The organism is Amycolatopsis sp. NPDC004772 (genome assembly GCF_053601215.1).
Genome location: NZ_JBSGBK010000016.1, coordinates 67,944 through 84,946, shown reverse-complemented (window position 1 = coordinate 84,946; position 17,003 = coordinate 67,944). Strand labels below are relative to the sequence as shown.

Below are 17,003 nucleotides of genomic sequence, written 5' to 3'. Positions count from 1 at the left end.
GACATGCACGTGCAGAGTCCCGGGCACGGGATGCGGTGCCGGCCCGGTGACGGGCGCGCGGACGGCGGGGCGGCCGGGGACGAGCGAGGGCGCCGGGGAAGCGGTAGGGCAGGGGCGGCACGGCCGGCCGGACGCCCGTCGCGATCCGGGACGCCGCGCCGCCGACGCGGATCCATGACGCCGGACAGGGAGTCACTCACGTGACCGTTGCAGGAGAAGGTCAGGTGCCCGTCGGGGAACTGCTCGGCCGAGCGCCCCGGCAGTCGAAGGGGAAGGCCGTGTGGCGCGCGCTGGTGCAGTGGCGCGACTGGAGCCTGCCCGTCAAGCTTTCGGCCGTCACGGTCGTGCCCATCGTCCTCGCGCTCGTCCTGGGCGTCGCGACGATCGCCGCGCAGGTCGGCCGCTCCGACGAGTACCAGCGGCTGGACCGGCTCGTCGCGCTCGGCGGCGGGGTGCGCAGCCTGACCGCCGCCCTCCAGCAGGAGCGCACGGTCACCGCGGCGATGCTGACCGAGGGCACCGTCGGCGGCACCCCCGAACTGGCCGCCGCGCGCAAGGCGACCGACGCCGCGACCGGCCCGTTCACCGCGGAGCAGGCCCGCGCGTCCGAAGCCGAGCCCGGTGTCTCCGGGGCCGCGGGCACGGCGTCCGCCCAGGTCGGCAACCTCGCCTTCCTGCGCCGCCAGGTCGACGGCGGCCAGCTCGACCCCGGCCAGGCCATCACGGCGTACTCCGCGCTCACCGGGTCGCTGATCAGCCTCGACACCGCGGCCACCGCGGGCGCCGGCGACGGCACCCTCGGCGGCCTGCCCGCCGGGCTGCACGAACTGCTGGTCGCCGGCGAGCAGGTGTCGCTCAGCCAGGCGCTCGTCTCCTACGGCATCGGCCGGGTCGGGCTGACGCCGAGCGAACTGGCCACCCTGCGCGCCGCCGAGCTGCGGCTGGCCGACCGGCTCGTCGACTTCCGTTCCGCGGCGGGCGACACGCTGCAGCGCGACTTCGCGGCGATCGCCGAGGGCACCCAGGCGCAGAACCGGGCCCGGATGGTCGAGACGGTGCTGAACGCGCAGAGCGGCCAGGTGGACGACGCGTTCCGCGCGCTGCCGGCCGCGGACTGGACCACCGCCTCGACGGCGATGCGCACGCAGATCGGCTCGATCTCCGACCGGCTCGGCGGGTCGGCCTCGCAGACCGCGGCGGACCTGGTCGACCAGGCCAGCAGCGGCGCCGGGCTGCTCGCGGTGCTGCTGTTCGCCGCGATGGTGCTGGCCGTCGCGGTCGTCTTCCTCATCACCCGGCAGCTGCTGCGCTCGCTGAAGGTGCTGCGCCGCAGCGCCCTCGACGTCGCCGAGACGGCGCTGCCGGAAGCGGTCCGCAACATCCAGGAGGGCCGCGCGCAGGGCACCGACGTCCGGCCGGTCCCGGTGCACACCGACGACGAGGTCGGCGAGGTGGCGCGGGCCTTCGACAAGGTGCACCACCAGGCGCTGCGGCTGGCGACCGAGCAGGCCGCGATGCGCACCGGCTACGGCAGCGTGTTCGTCAACCTGTCGCGGCGCAGCCAGAGCCTGGTGCAGCGGCAGCTGCAGCTGATCGAGCAGCTCGAGCGGGACGAGGAGGACGCCGACCAGCTGGCGACGCTGTTCCAGCTCGACCACCTCGCCACCCGGATGCGGCGCAACAACGAGAACCTGATGGTGCTTTCCGGCGCCGAGCCGGGCCGCCGGTCCGGGAAGCCGGTCGGCACCACCGACATGCTGCGCGCGGCGGTGTCGGAGATCGAGCAGTACCAGCGCGTCCAGGTGCAGCCGCCGCCCCCGGCCCGGATCGTCGGCTACGCGGCGAGCGACCTGATGCGGCTGGTCGCCGAGCTGCTGGACAACGCCACGGCGTTCTCCGCGCCGGAAACCTCGGTCACCGTGGCCTCGCGGCTGGGCGAGAACGGCTCGCTCGAGATCGACATCCTCGACAAGGGCATCGGTATGAACGAGGCCGAGGTCGCCGAGGCCAACACCCGGCTGACCGAGGCCGGGTCGGTCGACCTGGTGACGTCGAGGCGGATGGGCCTGTTCGTCGTCGGCCGGCTGGCCAGCAGGCACCGGATCGGGGTGTCGCTGCACGGCGGCAAGGACATCGTCGGCGTCCGCGCCACCGTCGTCGTCCCGGCGGAGCTGGTGATGCCGGTGACCGACGGCCCGGTGACCGGCCCGATCGGCGCCCTGCAGCAGCACCCGGCGAGCCCGGCGGCGGGCAACCAGCTGCCGCGCCGTCCGGTCAACGGCGCGAACCGCCCGCGGCCGGTGGTCCCGCAGCAGCCGGCGATGGGCGAGGAGCGGTGGCCGTCGGCGAGCGACCTCGCCGGGCTGTCCGGCGGGCGGCCGCCGTCGGATCTGGAGATCTCCGGGACGGCCCTGTTCGCCCCGATCGAGAAGGACGGCGACGTCCCGCCGCAGCGCCCGGCCCTCCCGCCGGTGCCCGCGGTGCTGCCGCTGCCGCCGCAGCCGCCCCGGGCCGACGACCTGCCGGCGGGCAAGGACCTGTTCACGGCCAACGAGACGACGCTCAGCGACTGGTGGCAGGAGGCGACGGCGGGCTCGGAACCGCCCCCGCCCGCCCCGGCCCCGGTTACGGACCGGTCCGAGACGACGCCGATCTTCGACGAGATGCTGTCGGCCTGGTTCCGCGAGGACAAGCCGCCCGCGGAGGAGGAACCGACGGCGGCCCAGGAGGTGCCCCCGGAGGAGCGCCGCAGCTGGGACTTCGCGAGCGACGAGAACTTCCGCACGGTCCAGGAGCGCACGAAGGCCGAGCCGACGGCGTTCACGGAAGCGGGCCTCCCTCGCCGCCGTCGCGGCGAGCAGTTGCTCCCGGGAAGCGCAACGCCGCAGTCCCCGGCGGCCGCCCCCAAGCCGGCCCCCCGCCCGGACCTCCCGGTCCGCGACCCGGCCGACGTCCGCGGCCGGTTGAGCAGCTTCCAGCAGGGCGTGACCCGCGGCCGCCGCCAGGCCGCGGCCCAGCGCCCCGGCATCGGCCAGCGCGGCCCGGTGCAGCAGCAGCCGGCGGAGGGCTCGCCGGTGCGGGGCCTCGGCACCGCCCAGGACGCAGCGGAGGCCGTGGGTGTCCAGCAGCCCGCGGCGCCTGGCGGACAGCCGCAGCCCGAGGTTGAGCAGGGTGTGGGGTCGGCGCAGCAGGTGGCTGGTTCGGCCGCCGCGCCGGCGGCCGGGCTGGGTGCGGGTTCGGCGCAGGAGGTGGCCGGGCCGGGCCAGCAGGCGGCGGGCTCGGCGGCCGCGCAGGGTTCGGCGCAGGCTGATCCGGAGGCGTTCGGGCAGCAGGCGGCTGGTTCCGCGGCCGCGCCGGCGGCCGGGCTGGGTGCGGGTTCGGTGCAGCAGGTGGCCGGGTCGGGCCAGCAGGCGGCGGGTTCGGCGGCCGCGCAGGGTTCGGCGCAGGAGGTGGCCGGGCCGGGCCAGCAGGCGGCCGGTTCGGCGGCCGCGGAAGGTTCGGCGCAGGTTGCTCCGGAGACGGCCGACCAGCAGGTGGCAGGTTCCGCGCAGGCTCCCGAGGCCTCCGGGCAGCCGGTTCCCGACTCAGCGGCGAACTCAACCGACGCGGGCCAGCCCGGCGCCGCCGGTCAAGCCGCCCCGCAGCCGGGCCGGCCCGCAGCACCGCCGGCCGCCGCAGCACCGTCGGCCGGGGCGCCGGAACCGAAACTGCAAGGCGACATCTTCGCGACCGGCACCCAGCCGCCCACCGAAGAGCTGCCGGCGACCTCGGGCCCCCTGCCGCAACCCACCCCCAAGCCGGCCCTCCCGCAGCCGAGCCGGCCCGCGAAGCCGGGTGCGCTCCCGCAGCGGTCCGTTCCCCTCCCGCAGCCCGGCAACCGGCACCCCGGCGTCTTCCAGGAGTCCGGGCAGCTGCCGGTCGCCAACGGCCGTCCCGCCGTTCCGCCCGCCTCGCTGCCCAGCCGGAAGGCGCCGGAGACCCCCGTTCCGCGCCACGAAGAGACCGCCGTCGAAGCCACCGCCGAGTGGAACTTCGGCACCGATGACGGCTGGCGCGCGGTGCAAGCGGTGTCCCAGTCGACACCCTCCACCTTCACTTCGGCAGGATTGCCCCGGCGCCGTCGCGGGGAGCAGCTGCTTCCGGGCAGCGCCGGACCGTCCACCGGGGCCACGGCCCCCCGACCACAACGGGACGCACACGACGTGCGCGGCCGCCTGCGGAGCTTCCAGCAGGGCATCGAGCGCGGACGCCACCGCACCGCACAGGCGGCCGAGAACAACCACGAGACCTTGGAGGGTGAATGACCTCGCCGAGTAGCGCTCAGCCGACGCAGAACCAGTTCGGCTGGCTGGTCAACGACTTCGCGGAGCGGGTGCCCGGCGTGGCCCACGCCGTGGTCGTCTCGGCGGACGGCTTGCTGCTGACCGCGTCGAACCGGCTCCCGCTCGACCGGGCCGATCAGCTCGCCGCCGTCGCGTCCGGCCTGGTCAGCCTCACCCAGGGCGCCGCCCGGTGCTTCGAAGCCGGCGCGGTCAACGAGACCGTCGTCGAGATGGAGCTCGGGATCATGGTGCTGATGTCGATCAGCGACGGGTCCTGCCTCGCCGTCCTCGCCGCCCCCAACTGCGACATCGGCCAGGTCGCCTACGAGATGACCATGCTCGTCGACCGCGTCGGCCAGATCCTCACCCCGGAGCTGCGCGCCCAGCTTCAGGGCTCCGGGGGGTCGCTGATCGGCGAACCGGTGGGATGATGGCGCGATGAGCACGGGGTCCGGATTCAACGGCGAACCACCCGACGGGCGCAGCCCCGCCGGGCGTGGGGACGACGGCACGTTCGCCGACGTCCTCAACGGGTTCACGCTGGATTCCGGCCGTGCCCGCCGGAAGCGCAAGAAGAGCAAGGAGTCCCCGCAACCCCCGGCCGCCGGTGCGCACGCGGCCGCGGATCCGCCGGCGTCCGCGCCGTCGGCCGACCAAGGAGATCGTGTGACCTCTTTAGTCTCGCCACCCGGCAGTACCGACGGGGACAGCCCCAGACCAGGCGGTTTGTTCGATCCCGGGCCGCCGAGCGGCGAATTCGTCATGCCCGCGGTGTTCGAGCAGCCGCCCGCGCCCGAGGAACTGACGGCCATCGTCCGGCCCTACGCGCTGACCGGCGGCCGCACCAAGGCCAATTACGCCCTGGAGCTGGAGACACTGATCTCCGCGAAGGACTACGCTGCCACCGGTGGCTTCCCCGAAGTGGCCGCGGAGCAGATCGAGTGCATCTCGATCATGGAAGAGTGCCGGACCCCCCGTTCGGTCGCCGAGATCGTTTCGGCGCTGCGGGTGCCTCTGGGGGTGGCCCGGGTGCTGATCAGCGACGCGGCCGACGCGGGGCTGGTCACGGTGCACAAGACGATTACGGGCAATGACGGCGCCGAGGCACATCTGGTGTTGATGGAAAGGGTTTTGAGTGGACTCCGTCGGCTATAAGGCACCGCGGGACACCGCGCCCCCGACCATGACATCGGCCAAGATCGTGGTGGCCGGCGGCTTCGGCGCGGGGAAGACGACCTTCGTCGGGTCGGTGTCGGAGATCGTGCCGCTGACCACCGAGGCGATGATGACCGACGCCAGCGTGGGCGTCGACAACCTCGATCACACGCCGGGCAAGTCGACGACGACGGTGGCGATGGACTTCGGCCGCGTGTCGCTGGACGCGGACCTGATCCTCTACCTGTTCGGCACGCCCGGGCAGCAGCGGTTCTGGTTCATGTGGGACGACCTGGTCCGCGGCGCCATCGGCGCGGTGGTGCTGGCCGACACGCGCCGGCTGGCCGACTCGTTCGCGCCGATCGACTTCTTCGAGGACCGCGGGCTGCCGTACATCGTCGGCATCAACACGTTCGACGGCGTGCTGGAGCACGACATCAACGACGTCCGCGAGGCCCTGTCGATCGACCCGAACATCCCGATCGTCCGTTGTGACGCCCGGGACCGCGAGTCGACCAAGCAGACGCTGATCACGCTGGTCGAGTACGCCATGCGGCAGTGGATCGCGCTGCGGGCGGCCAACGCGCGCTGAGGCCGGCGGGGCCCGGGGAGTGCCCGGGCCCGGCGCCGCTCACGCGCGGCGGTAGCGCAGCAGCACGACCTCGTCGTCGAACATGCGCGACTGCGCCAGGGTGAGGCCGAGCCGCGCGGTGCTCTCGGCGAACGGCCGCTTGCCGCCGCCGAGAACGACCGGGTGCACGAAGATCTGGTACTCGTCGATCAGGCCACGCGCGGTGAGCTCGGCGGCGAGTTCCGCGCCGCCCATGAGCAGCAGGTCCCCGCCGGGCTCGGCCTTCAGGGACGCGACCGCTTCGGTGAGGTCACCGCCGACGACCCGGGTGTTCCAGTCCGCCTTCTCCAGCGTCCGCGAGAAGACGACCTTCGGCGTCTCCCGCCATACGGGCGCGAAGGCGAGGTCGTGCGGGTCGTCCGAGATCGACTCGGCGGCCGGCCAGTACGCGGACATCATGTCCCAGACCTTCCGCCCGTAGGCGAACTCACCGCAGCGCGAGCTCAGCCCCCGCGAGTAGGCGGACAGCTCGGGGCCCATGACGGGCCAGTCGAACTCGCCGTTCGGGCCCTCGACGCAGCCGTCGAGCGAAGTGTGGACCATGTAGACGATCTCGCGCATTTCCATCTCCTCCTGGTGGGTCTGACGGGAGGAGGTCGGAGTCGCGGACGCGGACCGGACACGGGCGCGGAAAAATTCTCAGTACTCGTCGTGGCGGTGCCCTCCTGCGAGCTTGGTCGCCTGCGCGCGGTGGCGCCCCGCTGCCCGGTCGGTCCTCCGGGACGCCCCCACCTTGCCCAGGTCACCGTCGGAAACGTGCGCCGGAGGTGGCTCGCGGTCCGAGTTCTTCAGGTCGTCGTCGTGCCGCCACCGGGGGCCGGGGCCGTCGTCGCCGCGACGGGCCCGCCGCCCGGTTCGAGCTTCCCGCGGCGCCCCCGCGTCGCCCGGCTTGGTCGCTGCGGCGCCCCGCTGCCCGGCTCGGTCCTCCGGGGCACCCACTTCCCCCAAGGCCAACCCGGGCTGGAAGTGGCTCGCCGTCCGAGCGCTTCAGTACTCGTCGTGGCGCCGCCACCAGGAGCCGGGGCCGTCGTCGCCACGGCTCTCTTCCTCCCAGGCCTCCTGGCGGCCGAGCGGCGTCACATCCAGGTACCGGTGCGACGCGAGGAACATCTCGCCGCCCCGGCCGCTGGTGAAGTACGTCCGGTACACCTCGTCGCCATCACGCAGGAACACGCTCACGCCGAAGCCCCGTCCGACGCCGCAGTCCTCGGTGAAGTCGCTGCCGTGCGCGGACACCCACGGCACGTCCCAGCCCATCCGGGTCTGGTACCGCTCGATCTCCGCCAGGGTCGCCGGCGCCACGACCTTCAGCGTCACGTCGCGGGCGTGCAGGTGGGCCAGGTGCGGCAGGTTGTCGACGACCAGCGAGCAGCCGGGGCAGCCCGCCTCGTCGCCCGGGTGCAGCATGAAGTGGTAGACGATCAGCTGGCGGCGCCCGTCGAACAGGTCGAGCAGGCTCTGCTCCCCCGACGCCGACTCGAACGCGTACGGCTTGGTGAAGGGCACCATCGGCAGCCGCCGGCGTTCGGCGGCGAGGCGGTCCGCCGCCTTCATGAGCTCCTTCTCCTTGACGAGCAACGCGTCGCGCGCGGTCTGCCAGTCCTCCGGCGAGACGATCTGGGGCAGGGTGGCGGTCATCGGGCGTCCTTTCTGCGGATGAAGCCGGTCAGGTCTTCGAAGCTGGAGGTCCAGCCCTCGTCGTGGCCGTCGCGGTCGGCGGTGGTCGGGAAGCCGGCCTGGACGAACGTCATCTCGGTCTTGCCGCCGAGGTCGGCGAAGCCGATCGTCACGAGCGTCTCGGTGCGCAGGTCGCCTTCGGTGTCCCAGGCGAAGGTGAACACGAGCCGCTCGGGGGCGGTGATCTCGCGGTAGACGCCGTGCATCCAGTGCTCGTCGCCCTCGGGGGAGCGGATGCACGCCCGCCAGGCGCCGCCCGGCCGGGTGGCGAGGGTGACGGCGGAGCCGGTGTAGCCGTGCGGGCCGAGCCAGCTCGCCAGCTGGTCCGGGTCGGTCCACGCGGCGAAGACCAGCTCGCGCGGGGCGTCGAACACGCGCGTGATGGTGAGGTCAGGCATCGCCGGTCAGCCTCCTCAGGTGGTCCTCGAGGCGGTCGAACCCGCCCTCCCAGAACCGGCGGTAGGTCGCGACCCAGTCGGCCACGTCCTCCAGAGGTTTGGCCTCCAGGCGACAGGGCCGCCACTGACGGGTGCGGCCCCGGGTGATCAGCCCGGCCTCCTCGAGCACCTTGAGGTGCCGGGACACCGCGGGCAGGGTCATCGGGAGCGGCTCGGCGAGCTCGTTCACCGTCGCCTCGCCGGCCGAGAGGCGCGCGAGGATGGCGCGCCGGGTCGGATCGGCGAGAGCCGAGAACGTCCGGCTCAGCGTGTCGGTCATTTCACCATCCTGTTAATTAACGGACTCGTTAAATATAGGCCCGAGCTCGCGGAAGTCAAGCTTCTCGCGGGGTGCCGTGAGAGCCGCGTCACTGGTCCTCGGGTTTCCAACAGTAGGAAGCCAAAGTATTTTGGAGGGATGAGCAGCGAGCTGTACCGCCCCGGGCACCCCGTCCGCTTCGTGACCGCGTCGAGCCTCTTCGACGGCCACGACGCGTCGATCAACATCATGCGGCGGATCCTGCAGTCCCAGGGCGCGGAGGTGGTCCACCTCGGCCACAACCGGTCGGTCGACGAGGTCGCCACCGCGGCCATCGCCGAGGACGTCCAGGGGGTCGCCATCTCCGCCTACCAGGGCGGGCACGTCGAGTACTTCTCCTACCTGGTCGAACTCCTCCGCGAGCGCGGCGCGGGCCACATCAAGGTCTTCGGCGGCGGGGGCGGGGTGATCGTGCGCGAGGAGATCGAGCTGCTGCACTCGCGCGGCGTCGCCCGCATCTTCTCGCCCGAAGACGGCTACGAGATGGGCCTGCCGGGCATGATCAACACGATGATCAAGGCCTGCGACGTCGACCTCGCGGCCGAAGCGCCCGCGCTGGACAAGGTGCTCTCCGGGGACGTCGCCGCGCTTTCGCGGGCCATCACCCAGCTGCAGGCCGAGAAGCTGCCGGGTGACCTGCTGAGCGGCATCACCGAGGCCGCGGGCAAGCGCGAGGTCCCGGTGCTCGGCATCACCGGCACCGGCGGCTCGGGCAAGTCGTCGCTCACCGACGAGCTGATCCGCCGCTTCCGCCTCGACCAGGAGGACAAGCTGCGGATCGCGGTGCTCGCCGTCGACCCGTCGCGGCGCAAGGGCGGCGGCGCGCTGCTCGGCGACCGCATCCGGATGAACTGCCTCGACGGCTCCCCGGTGTACTTCCGCTCGCTGGCCACGCGCACGACGTCGGGGGAGATCCCGGCCGGGCTGAGCGAGTCGATCCTGGCCTGCAAGGCCGCCGGGTTCGACCTGGTGATCGTCGAGACGCCGGGCATCGGCCAGGGCGACGCCGGCATCGTCGACTTCGTGGACGAGTCGCTGTACGTGATGACGCCGGAGTTCGGCGCCGCGTCGCAGCTGGAGAAGATCGACATGCTCGACTTCGCCGACGTCGTCGCGATCAACAAGTTCGAGCGCCGCGGCGCCGAGGACGCCCGCCGCGACGTCGCGCGCCAGCTCGTGCGCAACCGCGAGGCCTTCTCGGAAGGCCCGGAGGACATGCCGGTGTACGGCACGAGCGCGGCGAAGTTCAACGACGACGGCGTCACCGCGCTCTACCAGCACCTGCGCGGGCTGCTCGCCGAGCGGGGCCTCGGCGTGTCCGCGGGCACGCTGCCGCTGGTCGAGGGCAAGGTTTCGACCGACGCGTCGACGATCATCCCGGGCAACCGGGCCCGGTACCTGGCCGAGATCTCCGAGACCGTGCGCGGCTACCACGTGAAGACGCAAGCGCAGGTCGCGGCGATCCGCAAGCACGAGGCCCTCTCGACCGCGCGTGCGGAATTGGCGAAGGTGGACGCGTCGACCGACGCGCTGGACGGCCTCCTCGCCGCCGAGTCCGATGTGGACGGCGAATCGACAAAGCTCCTCGCGCGGTTCCGCGAGCTGGCCGAGGAGTACCGCCAGGACGAGCTGGTCGTCAAGATCCGCGACAAGGAGATGCGCACGCAGCTGTGGCGCGACACGCTGTCGGGCAACCGGATCCCGCGCGTCGCCCTGCCGCGGTACGCCGAGTCCGGCGAGCTGCTGTCGTTCCTGCGCCGCGAGAACCTGCCGGGCTACTTCCCCTACACCGCGGGCGTTTTCCCGTTCAAGCGGGACGGCGAGGACCCGGCGCGGATGTTCGCCGGCGAGGGTGACGCCTTCCGCACCAACCGCCGCTTCAAGCTGCTGTCGGCCGACTCGGAAGCCAAGCGGCTCTCGACGGCGTTCGACTCCGTGACGCTCTACGGCCACGACCCCGACACGCGTCCCGACATCTACGGCAAGGTCGGCACGTCGGGCGTGTCCATCGCGACCCTCGACGACATGAAAGTCCTCTACGACGGCTTCGACCTGACCGCGCCGAACACGTCGGTGTCGATGACCATCAACGGCCCGGCGCCGACGATCCTCGCGTTCTTCCTCAACACCGCGATCGACCAGAAGGTCGAGGCGTTCCGGGCCGAGCACGGGCGCGAGCCGTCCGACGCCGAGGCCGCCGAGCTGCGCGAGTGGGTGCTGAAGAACGTCCGCGGGACGGTGCAGGCCGACATCCTCAAGGAGGACCAGGGCCAGAACACCTGCATCTTCTCCACCGAGTTCAGCCTCCGGATGATGGCCGACATCCAGGAGTGGTTCATCGACCACGGCGTCCGCAACTTCTACTCGGTGTCGATTTCGGGCTACCACATCGCCGAGGCCGGGGCGAACCCGATCTCGCAGCTGGCGTTCACGCTGTCCAACGGCTTCACCTACGTCGAGTCGTACCTCGCGCGCGGCATGGACATCGACGACTTCGCGCCGAACCTGTCGTTCTTCTTCTCCAACGGCATGGACGCGGAGTACTCGGTGCTCGGCCGGGTGGCGCGGCGGATCTGGGCGGTGGCGATGCGCGAGCGCTACGGCGCGAACGAGCGCTCGCAGAAGCTGAAGTACCACGTGCAGACGTCCGGCCGGTCGCTGCACGCGCAGGAGATGAGCTTCAATGACATCCGCACGACGCTGCAGGCACTGTGCGCGCTGTACGACAACGCGAACTCGTTGCACACCAACGCGTTCGACGAGGCGATCACGACGCCGTCGGAGTCGTCGGTGCGCCGCGCGATGGCCATCCAGATGATCATCAACAAGGAGTGGGGCCTGTCGAAGAACGAGAACCCGCTGCAGGGTTCGTTCGTCATCGACGAGCTGACCGACCTGGTCGAGGAGGCCGTGCTGGCCGAGTTCGACCGCATTTCCGAGCGCGGCGGCGTGCTGGGCGCGATGGAGACGGGCTACCAGCGCGGCAAGATCCAGGACGAGTCGATCCTGTACGAGCGCAAGAAGCACGACGGCTCGCTGCCGATCATCGGCGTCAACACGTTCCGCAACCCGCGTTCGGGGGAGGACGAGGTCGAGGTGGAGCTGGCGCGGGCGACCGAGGACGAGAAGAAGTCCCAGCTCGACCGCCTCGCGGACTTCCAGCGCCGCAACCACGAGGACGCCGAGCAGGCGTTGAAGGCCCTGCGCGAGGCGGCCACCCGCGGCGGCAACCTGTTCGGGGTGCTGATGGACGCAGCGCGGGTGTGCTCGCTGGGCCAGATCACGGAAGCGTTCTTCGAGGTCGGCGGCCAGTACCGGCGGAACGTCTAGCGGCGCCAGAAGGTCGGCCGCCACCAGTAGAGCGTTCCGGGGGCGGTCGGCCACGGCGCCAGGGCGACGCCCTGGGGCTCGAAGTGGTCGACGGCGGGGTCGATGGGCCGCCAGCCCTCGTCGAGCGGTTCGTCCGGGGCGGCCGCGCGCACGATCCCGGTGAAGCGGTACTCCATCGCGCCCATCTCGGCGTAGGCGCGCTGGGCATCGATCAGCGACAGGGAGTTCGCGCCGCCCGGCAGGTCCGGCCACCGCAGCTGGAGGTCGTCGTCCTCCCAGAAGCACACCGGGCAGATGTCGTAGCTGCCGGAAGGTCTTTCGAACGTGCGGTGCCCGCAGCACGGGCACGGGTATTCGGCCGGGGTGTCCACGAGTGATCACTCTGGACACCCCGGCCGTCGCGGGTCAACTCGATCGGCGGACCGCCTTCAGCTGCCACACCGGGACCAGGACCCGACCGTCGGCGTCGGTACCCAGCCGCGCCAGCCGGCCGGGGTCCTGGTCCAGCACCACCCGGACGCTCTCCCGCAGCTCCTCCGGCGTCATCGACGTCGTGTACAGGGTCGGCTCGAGGCGCTCGATCGTCCAATCGCGACCGACCGTCTCCCGCAGGTCGGCCTCGCTGATCAGGTACGGCGCCGGGAAGCCGTCCGGGATCTCCGGCGAGAAAGCGAACAGGTGCAGCGTCGCGCCCGGCCGCGTCGCGCGGGTCAGCGCCGCGAGGTACGCGCGCCGCTCGTCCTCGCTCAGGCAGTGGTACAACGCGCTGTCGAGGACCGTGTCGAACCGGCCTTCGTAGCCTTCGAGCTCGGTCGCGTCGGCCACCGCGAACGTGACGCCCGGCGCGCGCGTGCGGGCCTGCTCGATCGCCGACGGAGCGCCGTCCAGGCCGGTGACCCGCAGGCCGCGCGAGGCGAGGAACGCGGAGTTGTCGCCCAGGCCGCACCCGATGTCGAGCACTTCGCCGGTGAACTCGCCGGCGTCGGCCAGCGCGACGACCGCCGGCTGGGGCGCGCCGAGGTCCCACGGCATCTTGCGGCCCATCGGCGTCGAGCCTTGGTACAGCTCTTCGAAGTCGACGTCCTGTACGTCCATGGCCACCCCTTTATTCAACGGATGATGAGATCACTTCATCCTGCACCCGCTGTCAACCCGGTGGTAGTCCTGGAGACATGAAATTCGGGATCTCGACGTTCGTGACCGACGAGGGCATCCGCCCCGACGTGCTGGGTGCCGCCCTCGAAGAACGCGGCTTCGACTCGCTGTTCCTCGCCGAGCACTCGCACATCCCGGTGAGCCGGGAAACCCCGTACCCGGGCGGGGGCGACCTGCCGCGCGTCTACTACCGCACCCTCGACCCCTTCGTGGCGCTGACCGCCGCGGCGACCGCGACGTCGGAGCTGCTGCTCGGCACCGGGATCGCCCTGCTGATCCAGCGCGACCTGATCCACACGGCCAAGGAGGTCGCGTCGCTGGACCTGATCTCCGACGGCCGCGCGCTGTTCGGCGTCGGCGTCGGCTGGAACCGGGAGGAGATGCGCAACCACGGCACGGACCCGAAGACGCGCGGCGCGCTGATCGACGAGCAACTGGCCGCGCTCAAGGAGATCTGGACGAAGGACGAAGCCGAGTTCCACGGCGAGCACGTCGACCTCGACCCGATCTTCAGCTGGCCGAAGCCGGTGCAGAAACCGCACGTCCCGATCTACATCGGCGGCGAGAGCGAAGCCGCCCTGAACCGCCTGGCCAAGTACGGCGACGGCTGGCTGCTCCGCGGCTACACGAAGTACCAGGAGGCCCAGCGCGTCCGCGGCTGGCTGGCGGACCAGGGCCGCGAGGACGTCCAGTTCGCGGTCTTCGGCGGCCCGACGACGCCGAAGGTGATCGACGGCTTCCGCGAGGCCGGCGTCGAGCGGTACACGTTCCTGCTGGACACGCTGCCGGAGGCGGAGACGCTCAAGGCGCTCGACGAGCTGGCGGAGGTGGCCGCCGCCCACCGCTGACGCCCGGCCACGGGCCCAGCTCCGGGAGGTCGCCGGCGAGGCCGTCGCCGGCGGTCCGTCCCGTACTGGCCGGCTTGCCGTCGCGGTAGTCGACGGGCTGGTCCCGGTCGCGGACCCGAGCCCAGGCGTCCTCCAGGCGGACGGAGTGCCGCAGCAGAGCTCGCCGGTGCTAGCCGGCGGTGCGCTTCGGCGACCGCCGCGACCGGGATCACTTGTCCAATAGCAGGTGCACCGACAGTTCGAGGCGGTTCGCGACGTCGGCCGCCGACGCGCGGCGGGTCACCCAGGCGACCAGGTTCGCCATCCAGACGTCCGCGACGACGTGGAAGATGTCGCGGTCCGCCTCGGCTGGCTCGGCGATGCCCATCGCCTTGGCGAACATGTTCTCCATCAGCCGCCCGACCTGCTCGACCTCGGCCGCGGCGGAGGTGTCGGCGAACATGAACGCGCGCACCATCGCCTCGGTCAGGTGCGGGTCGCGCTGCATCATGCGCGTGTTGCGGCCGAGCACGAACATCAGCCGCTCGGCGGGCGTGTCGCCGGGGATGGCCTGGCGCTCGAGCTTCTCCTGCGCGCGCTCGAACTCGCGGGCCAGGCCGGAGACGAGCAGGTGGATCTTCGAGGGGAAGTACCGGTAGAGCGTGCCGAGGGCGACGTCGGCCTTCTCGGCGACGGCCCGCATCTGGACGGCGTCGTAGCCGCCCTTCGACGCGAGCGCGAGGGTGGCGTCGATGATCCGGCGGCGGCGGTCGCGCTGGGCGGCCGAGCCGAGTTCGTCGGCCCCGATCGCGCTCAGGCCGTTGCCGCGGGCCTTGGTCTTGCCTGGCATCGGCATTCCCCCGTCCTTCGGAACTTGTTCCAGTTCACGACGTAGATTACCTGTCCTGGCGAACCTCGCGACAATTGACCCACTGGCCGAAAAACTATAACACGTTCTACACTCGCGAGTAGTTTGCCGATCCCGCGAGGAGGCCCCATGCCGGTCGCGCTCACCGAGGAACAGGCCGCGCTGGCCGAGGCGATCCGCGCCTGGTCCGCGGCGCACCACCCGCGGGAGGCGGTGCGCGCCGCGGAGACCGGCCCCGGCGCGGGCATCCCGGCCGGCTTCGCCGCGCTCGGCCTGCTCGGTGTCGCGCTGCCCGCGGCGGCCGGCGGGGCCGACGGCAGTGTCGCCGACCTCGCCGCCGGGCTCGCCGCGGCGGCGGAGGAACTCGTTCCCGGGCCGCTCCTGGGCACCGCGCTCGCCGGGCTGCTGCTCGCCGACGTCCCCGAAGCGAAGGAGCTGCTCCCGGCCCTGGCCGAGGGAGAGGCCACCGTCGCGGTCCTGCTGGACGTCGTGTCCCTCGAGAACGGCCTCAGCGGGCCCGTGCCCGGGGCGCACCCGGACGCCTGGCTGCTCGTCCCGGTCGAGGGTGGCCACGTCCTGCTCGCGCCCGGCACGCCCGGGGTGAGCGTCGAGCCGCTGCCCGCGTTCGACTTCTCGCGCCCGCTCGCGCACATCCGGTTCTCCGGGGTCCGGGCCGACCTGCTCACCGTGCCGCCGGTCGCCGACCTGGCCGCGACGCTGGCGGCCGCCGAGGCGGCGGGCGTGGCGCGGCGCTGCCTGACCATCGCCGTCGAGTACGCCCGGGTCCGCGAGCAGTTCGGCAAGCCGATCGGGGCGTTCCAGGCGATCAAGCACCTGTGCGCCGAGATGCTCTGCCGCGCCGAAGCCGCCGAAGCGCTGGCCTGGGACGCGGCGTCCGGGCAGCACCCGCTCTCGGTGGCGAGCGCGGCCGTCGTCGCCCTCGACGCGGCCGTCGCCAACGCCAAGGACTGCGTCCAGGTCCTCGGCGGCATCGGGTTCACCTGGGAGCACGACGCGCACCTGTACCTGCGCCGGGCCGTCGCGCTGCGGCAGTGGCTCGGCGGGTCGTGGCGGCGGCGGGCGGCGTCGCTGGCGCTGTCCGGAAGCGAGCGCACCCTGGGTGTCGACGTCGGGGACGACCCTGCCTTGCGGGACGAGGTGGCGCGGATCGCCGCGCTGCCGGCTGCCTCCCAGCGCGTCGCGCTGGCGGACGCGGGTCTGCTGACGCCGCACTGGCCGGCACCCTACGGCCGGGGTGCCGACGCCGCGGAGCAGCTGCGGATCGACGCCGAGCTGGCGTCGGCCGGGGTCCGCCGTCCGGACCTGGTGATCGGCGCGTGGGCGGTACCGACGATCCTCGAGCACGGCAGCGACGAGCAGCGGGAGCGGTTCGCCCGGCCCACCCTGCGCGGCGAGCTCACCTGGTGCCAGCTGTTCAGCGAGCCCGGCGCCGGATCCGACCTGGCGGCGCTGCGGACGTCGGCCCGGCGCGTCGACGGCGGCTGGCGGCTGTCCGGGCAGAAGGTGTGGACGTCGCTGGCCCGCGAAGCCGACTGGGGCATCTGCCTGGCCCGCACCGACCCGGACGTGCCCAAGCACAAGGGGATCACGTACTTCCTGGTCGACCTGCGCACCGCGGGGATCACGACGCGGCCGCTGCGCGAGATCACCGGCGAGGCGGTGTTCAACGAGGTGTTCCTCGACGACGTGTTCGTGCCGGACGCCGACGTCGTCGGCCCGCCGGGCGGCGGCTGGCGGCTGGCGCGCACGACGCTGGCGAACGAGCGGGTGGCCATCGGCAGCGGGTCGGCGGTCGGCGAGAGCGTGCAGACTCTTGTGTCTACTGTGGACGCTTCGGCGCTGGACGACGTGGCGCTGGACCGGCTCGGGGCGTTGGTGGCCGACGGCGTCGCGGGTTCGGTGCTGGACCTGCGGGCGGCCCTGCGGCGGCTGGAGGGCCAGGATCCGGGCGCGGAGTCGAGCGTCCGGAAGCTGCTCGGCGTGTCGCACCGGCAGGCGGTGGCCGAGTTCGCGCTGGAGCTGGCCGGCGCGGGCGCGTTGCTCGCCGACGGCCCGGCCCAGCACGAGTTCCTGCTCACCCGCTGCCTTTCCATCGCCGGCGGCACGACGCAGGTCCTGCGTTCGCTGACGGCCGAACGCCTCCTCGGCCTGCCCCGCGGGTGATGCCCTTCGGCGCCCGGGTGAGTTGCGTTGGGCAACGGTGCGAAAGGACCGTTCGCGCCGCCGGGGGCCGAACTGTCGGTGCCGTGTTCTAGCGTTGC

General features: G+C 72.4%; 14 protein-coding genes. 7 read left to right on the top strand and 7 right to left on the bottom strand.

The window, feature by feature from the left end:
- Positions 1 to 224: 224 nt before the first annotated feature.
- The 4 genes from ACWEF6_RS13325 to ACWEF6_RS13310 are packed head-to-tail and all read left to right on the top strand — an operon-like array spanning position 225 to position 6,069.
- Positions 225 to 4,304: a nitrate- and nitrite sensing domain-containing protein gene (locus ACWEF6_RS13325; RefSeq protein ID WP_449683187.1), complete on the top strand. Its 4,080-nt coding sequence runs from the start codon at positions 225 to 227 to the stop codon at positions 4,302 to 4,304.
- Positions 4,301 to 4,753: a roadblock/LC7 domain-containing protein gene (locus ACWEF6_RS13320; RefSeq protein WP_004561253.1), complete on the top strand. Its 453-nt coding sequence runs from the start codon at positions 4,301 to 4,303 to the stop codon at positions 4,751 to 4,753. The genes ACWEF6_RS13325 and ACWEF6_RS13320 overlap by 4 nt, the downstream gene beginning before the upstream one ends.
- Positions 4,754 to 4,760: 7 nt before the next feature.
- On the top strand, positions 4,761 to 5,477 hold the full coding sequence (locus ACWEF6_RS13315) for a DUF742 domain-containing protein (protein ID WP_449683150.1): 717 nt from the start codon (positions 4,761 to 4,763) through the stop codon (positions 5,475 to 5,477).
- A complete protein-coding gene (locus ACWEF6_RS13310) occupies positions 5,458 to 6,069 on the top strand; it encodes a GTP-binding protein (RefSeq protein WP_033261921.1) in 612 nt (203 codons plus the stop codon). The genes ACWEF6_RS13315 and ACWEF6_RS13310 overlap by 20 nt, the downstream gene beginning before the upstream one ends.
- A gap of 39 nt (positions 6,070 to 6,108) precedes the next feature.
- Here ACWEF6_RS13310 and ACWEF6_RS13305 read toward each other — a convergent pair whose 3' ends face one another.
- The 4 genes from ACWEF6_RS13305 to ACWEF6_RS13290 form a co-directional block, all read right to left on the bottom strand.
- Positions 6,109 to 6,669, bottom strand: coding sequence for a dihydrofolate reductase family protein (locus tag ACWEF6_RS13305; RefSeq protein ID WP_449683149.1), 561 nt, complete (start codon positions 6,667 to 6,669; stop codon positions 6,109 to 6,111).
- A 426-nt stretch (positions 6,670 to 7,095) separates the two neighbouring features.
- Positions 7,096 to 7,746, bottom strand: a complete 651-nt coding sequence (locus ACWEF6_RS13300; protein ID WP_449683148.1) for a DUF899 domain-containing protein — start codon at positions 7,744 to 7,746, stop codon at positions 7,096 to 7,098.
- Positions 7,743 to 8,183, bottom strand: coding sequence for an SRPBCC domain-containing protein (locus ACWEF6_RS13295; protein WP_449683147.1), 441 nt, complete (start codon positions 8,181 to 8,183; stop codon positions 7,743 to 7,745). The genes ACWEF6_RS13300 and ACWEF6_RS13295 overlap by 4 nt, the downstream gene beginning before the upstream one ends.
- Positions 8,176 to 8,502 carry an ArsR/SmtB family transcription factor gene (locus ACWEF6_RS13290; RefSeq protein ID WP_310974788.1) on the bottom strand — a complete coding sequence of 109 codons (327 nt, stop codon included), beginning with the start codon at positions 8,500 to 8,502 and terminating at the stop codon, positions 8,176 to 8,178. The genes ACWEF6_RS13295 and ACWEF6_RS13290 overlap by 8 nt, the downstream gene beginning before the upstream one ends.
- Positions 8,503 to 8,640: 138 nt before the next feature.
- On the opposite strand from ACWEF6_RS13290, the gene icmF reads away from it, so the two are divergent.
- Complete coding sequence (gene icmF, locus ACWEF6_RS13285) at positions 8,641 to 11,871, top strand: fused isobutyryl-CoA mutase/GTPase IcmF (protein ID WP_449683146.1); 3,231 nt, start codon at positions 8,641 to 8,643, stop codon at positions 11,869 to 11,871.
- Here the strand turns inward: icmF and ACWEF6_RS13280 are convergent.
- On the bottom strand, positions 11,868 to 12,242 hold the full coding sequence (locus tag ACWEF6_RS13280; RefSeq protein WP_449683145.1) for a CPCC family cysteine-rich protein: 375 nt from the start codon (positions 12,240 to 12,242) through the stop codon (positions 11,868 to 11,870). The two genes, icmF and ACWEF6_RS13280, sit on opposite strands and share 4 nt — an antisense overlap.
- A 34-nt stretch (positions 12,243 to 12,276) precedes the next feature.
- Positions 12,277 to 12,966 (bottom strand): class I SAM-dependent methyltransferase, encoded by a 690-nt coding sequence (locus ACWEF6_RS13275; RefSeq protein ID WP_449683144.1) that lies wholly within the window; start codon positions 12,964 to 12,966, stop codon positions 12,277 to 12,279.
- Positions 12,967 to 13,043: 77 nt separating this feature from the next.
- On the opposite strand from ACWEF6_RS13275, the gene ACWEF6_RS13270 reads away from it, so the two are divergent.
- A complete protein-coding gene (locus ACWEF6_RS13270; protein WP_449683143.1) occupies positions 13,044 to 13,874 on the top strand; it encodes an LLM class F420-dependent oxidoreductase in 831 nt (276 codons plus the stop codon).
- Between the two features lie 208 nt (positions 13,875 to 14,082).
- Here ACWEF6_RS13270 and kstR read toward each other — a convergent pair whose 3' ends face one another.
- Positions 14,083 to 14,709, bottom strand: coding sequence for a cholesterol catabolism transcriptional regulator KstR (gene kstR, locus ACWEF6_RS13265; protein ID WP_103342918.1), 627 nt, complete (start codon positions 14,707 to 14,709; stop codon positions 14,083 to 14,085).
- A gap of 141 nt (positions 14,710 to 14,850) precedes the next feature.
- On the opposite strand from kstR, the gene ACWEF6_RS13260 reads away from it, so the two are divergent.
- A complete protein-coding gene (locus ACWEF6_RS13260; RefSeq protein ID WP_449683142.1) occupies positions 14,851 to 16,905 on the top strand; it encodes an acyl-CoA dehydrogenase family protein in 2,055 nt (684 codons plus the stop codon).
- Positions 16,906 to 17,003 lie beyond the last annotated feature (98 nt).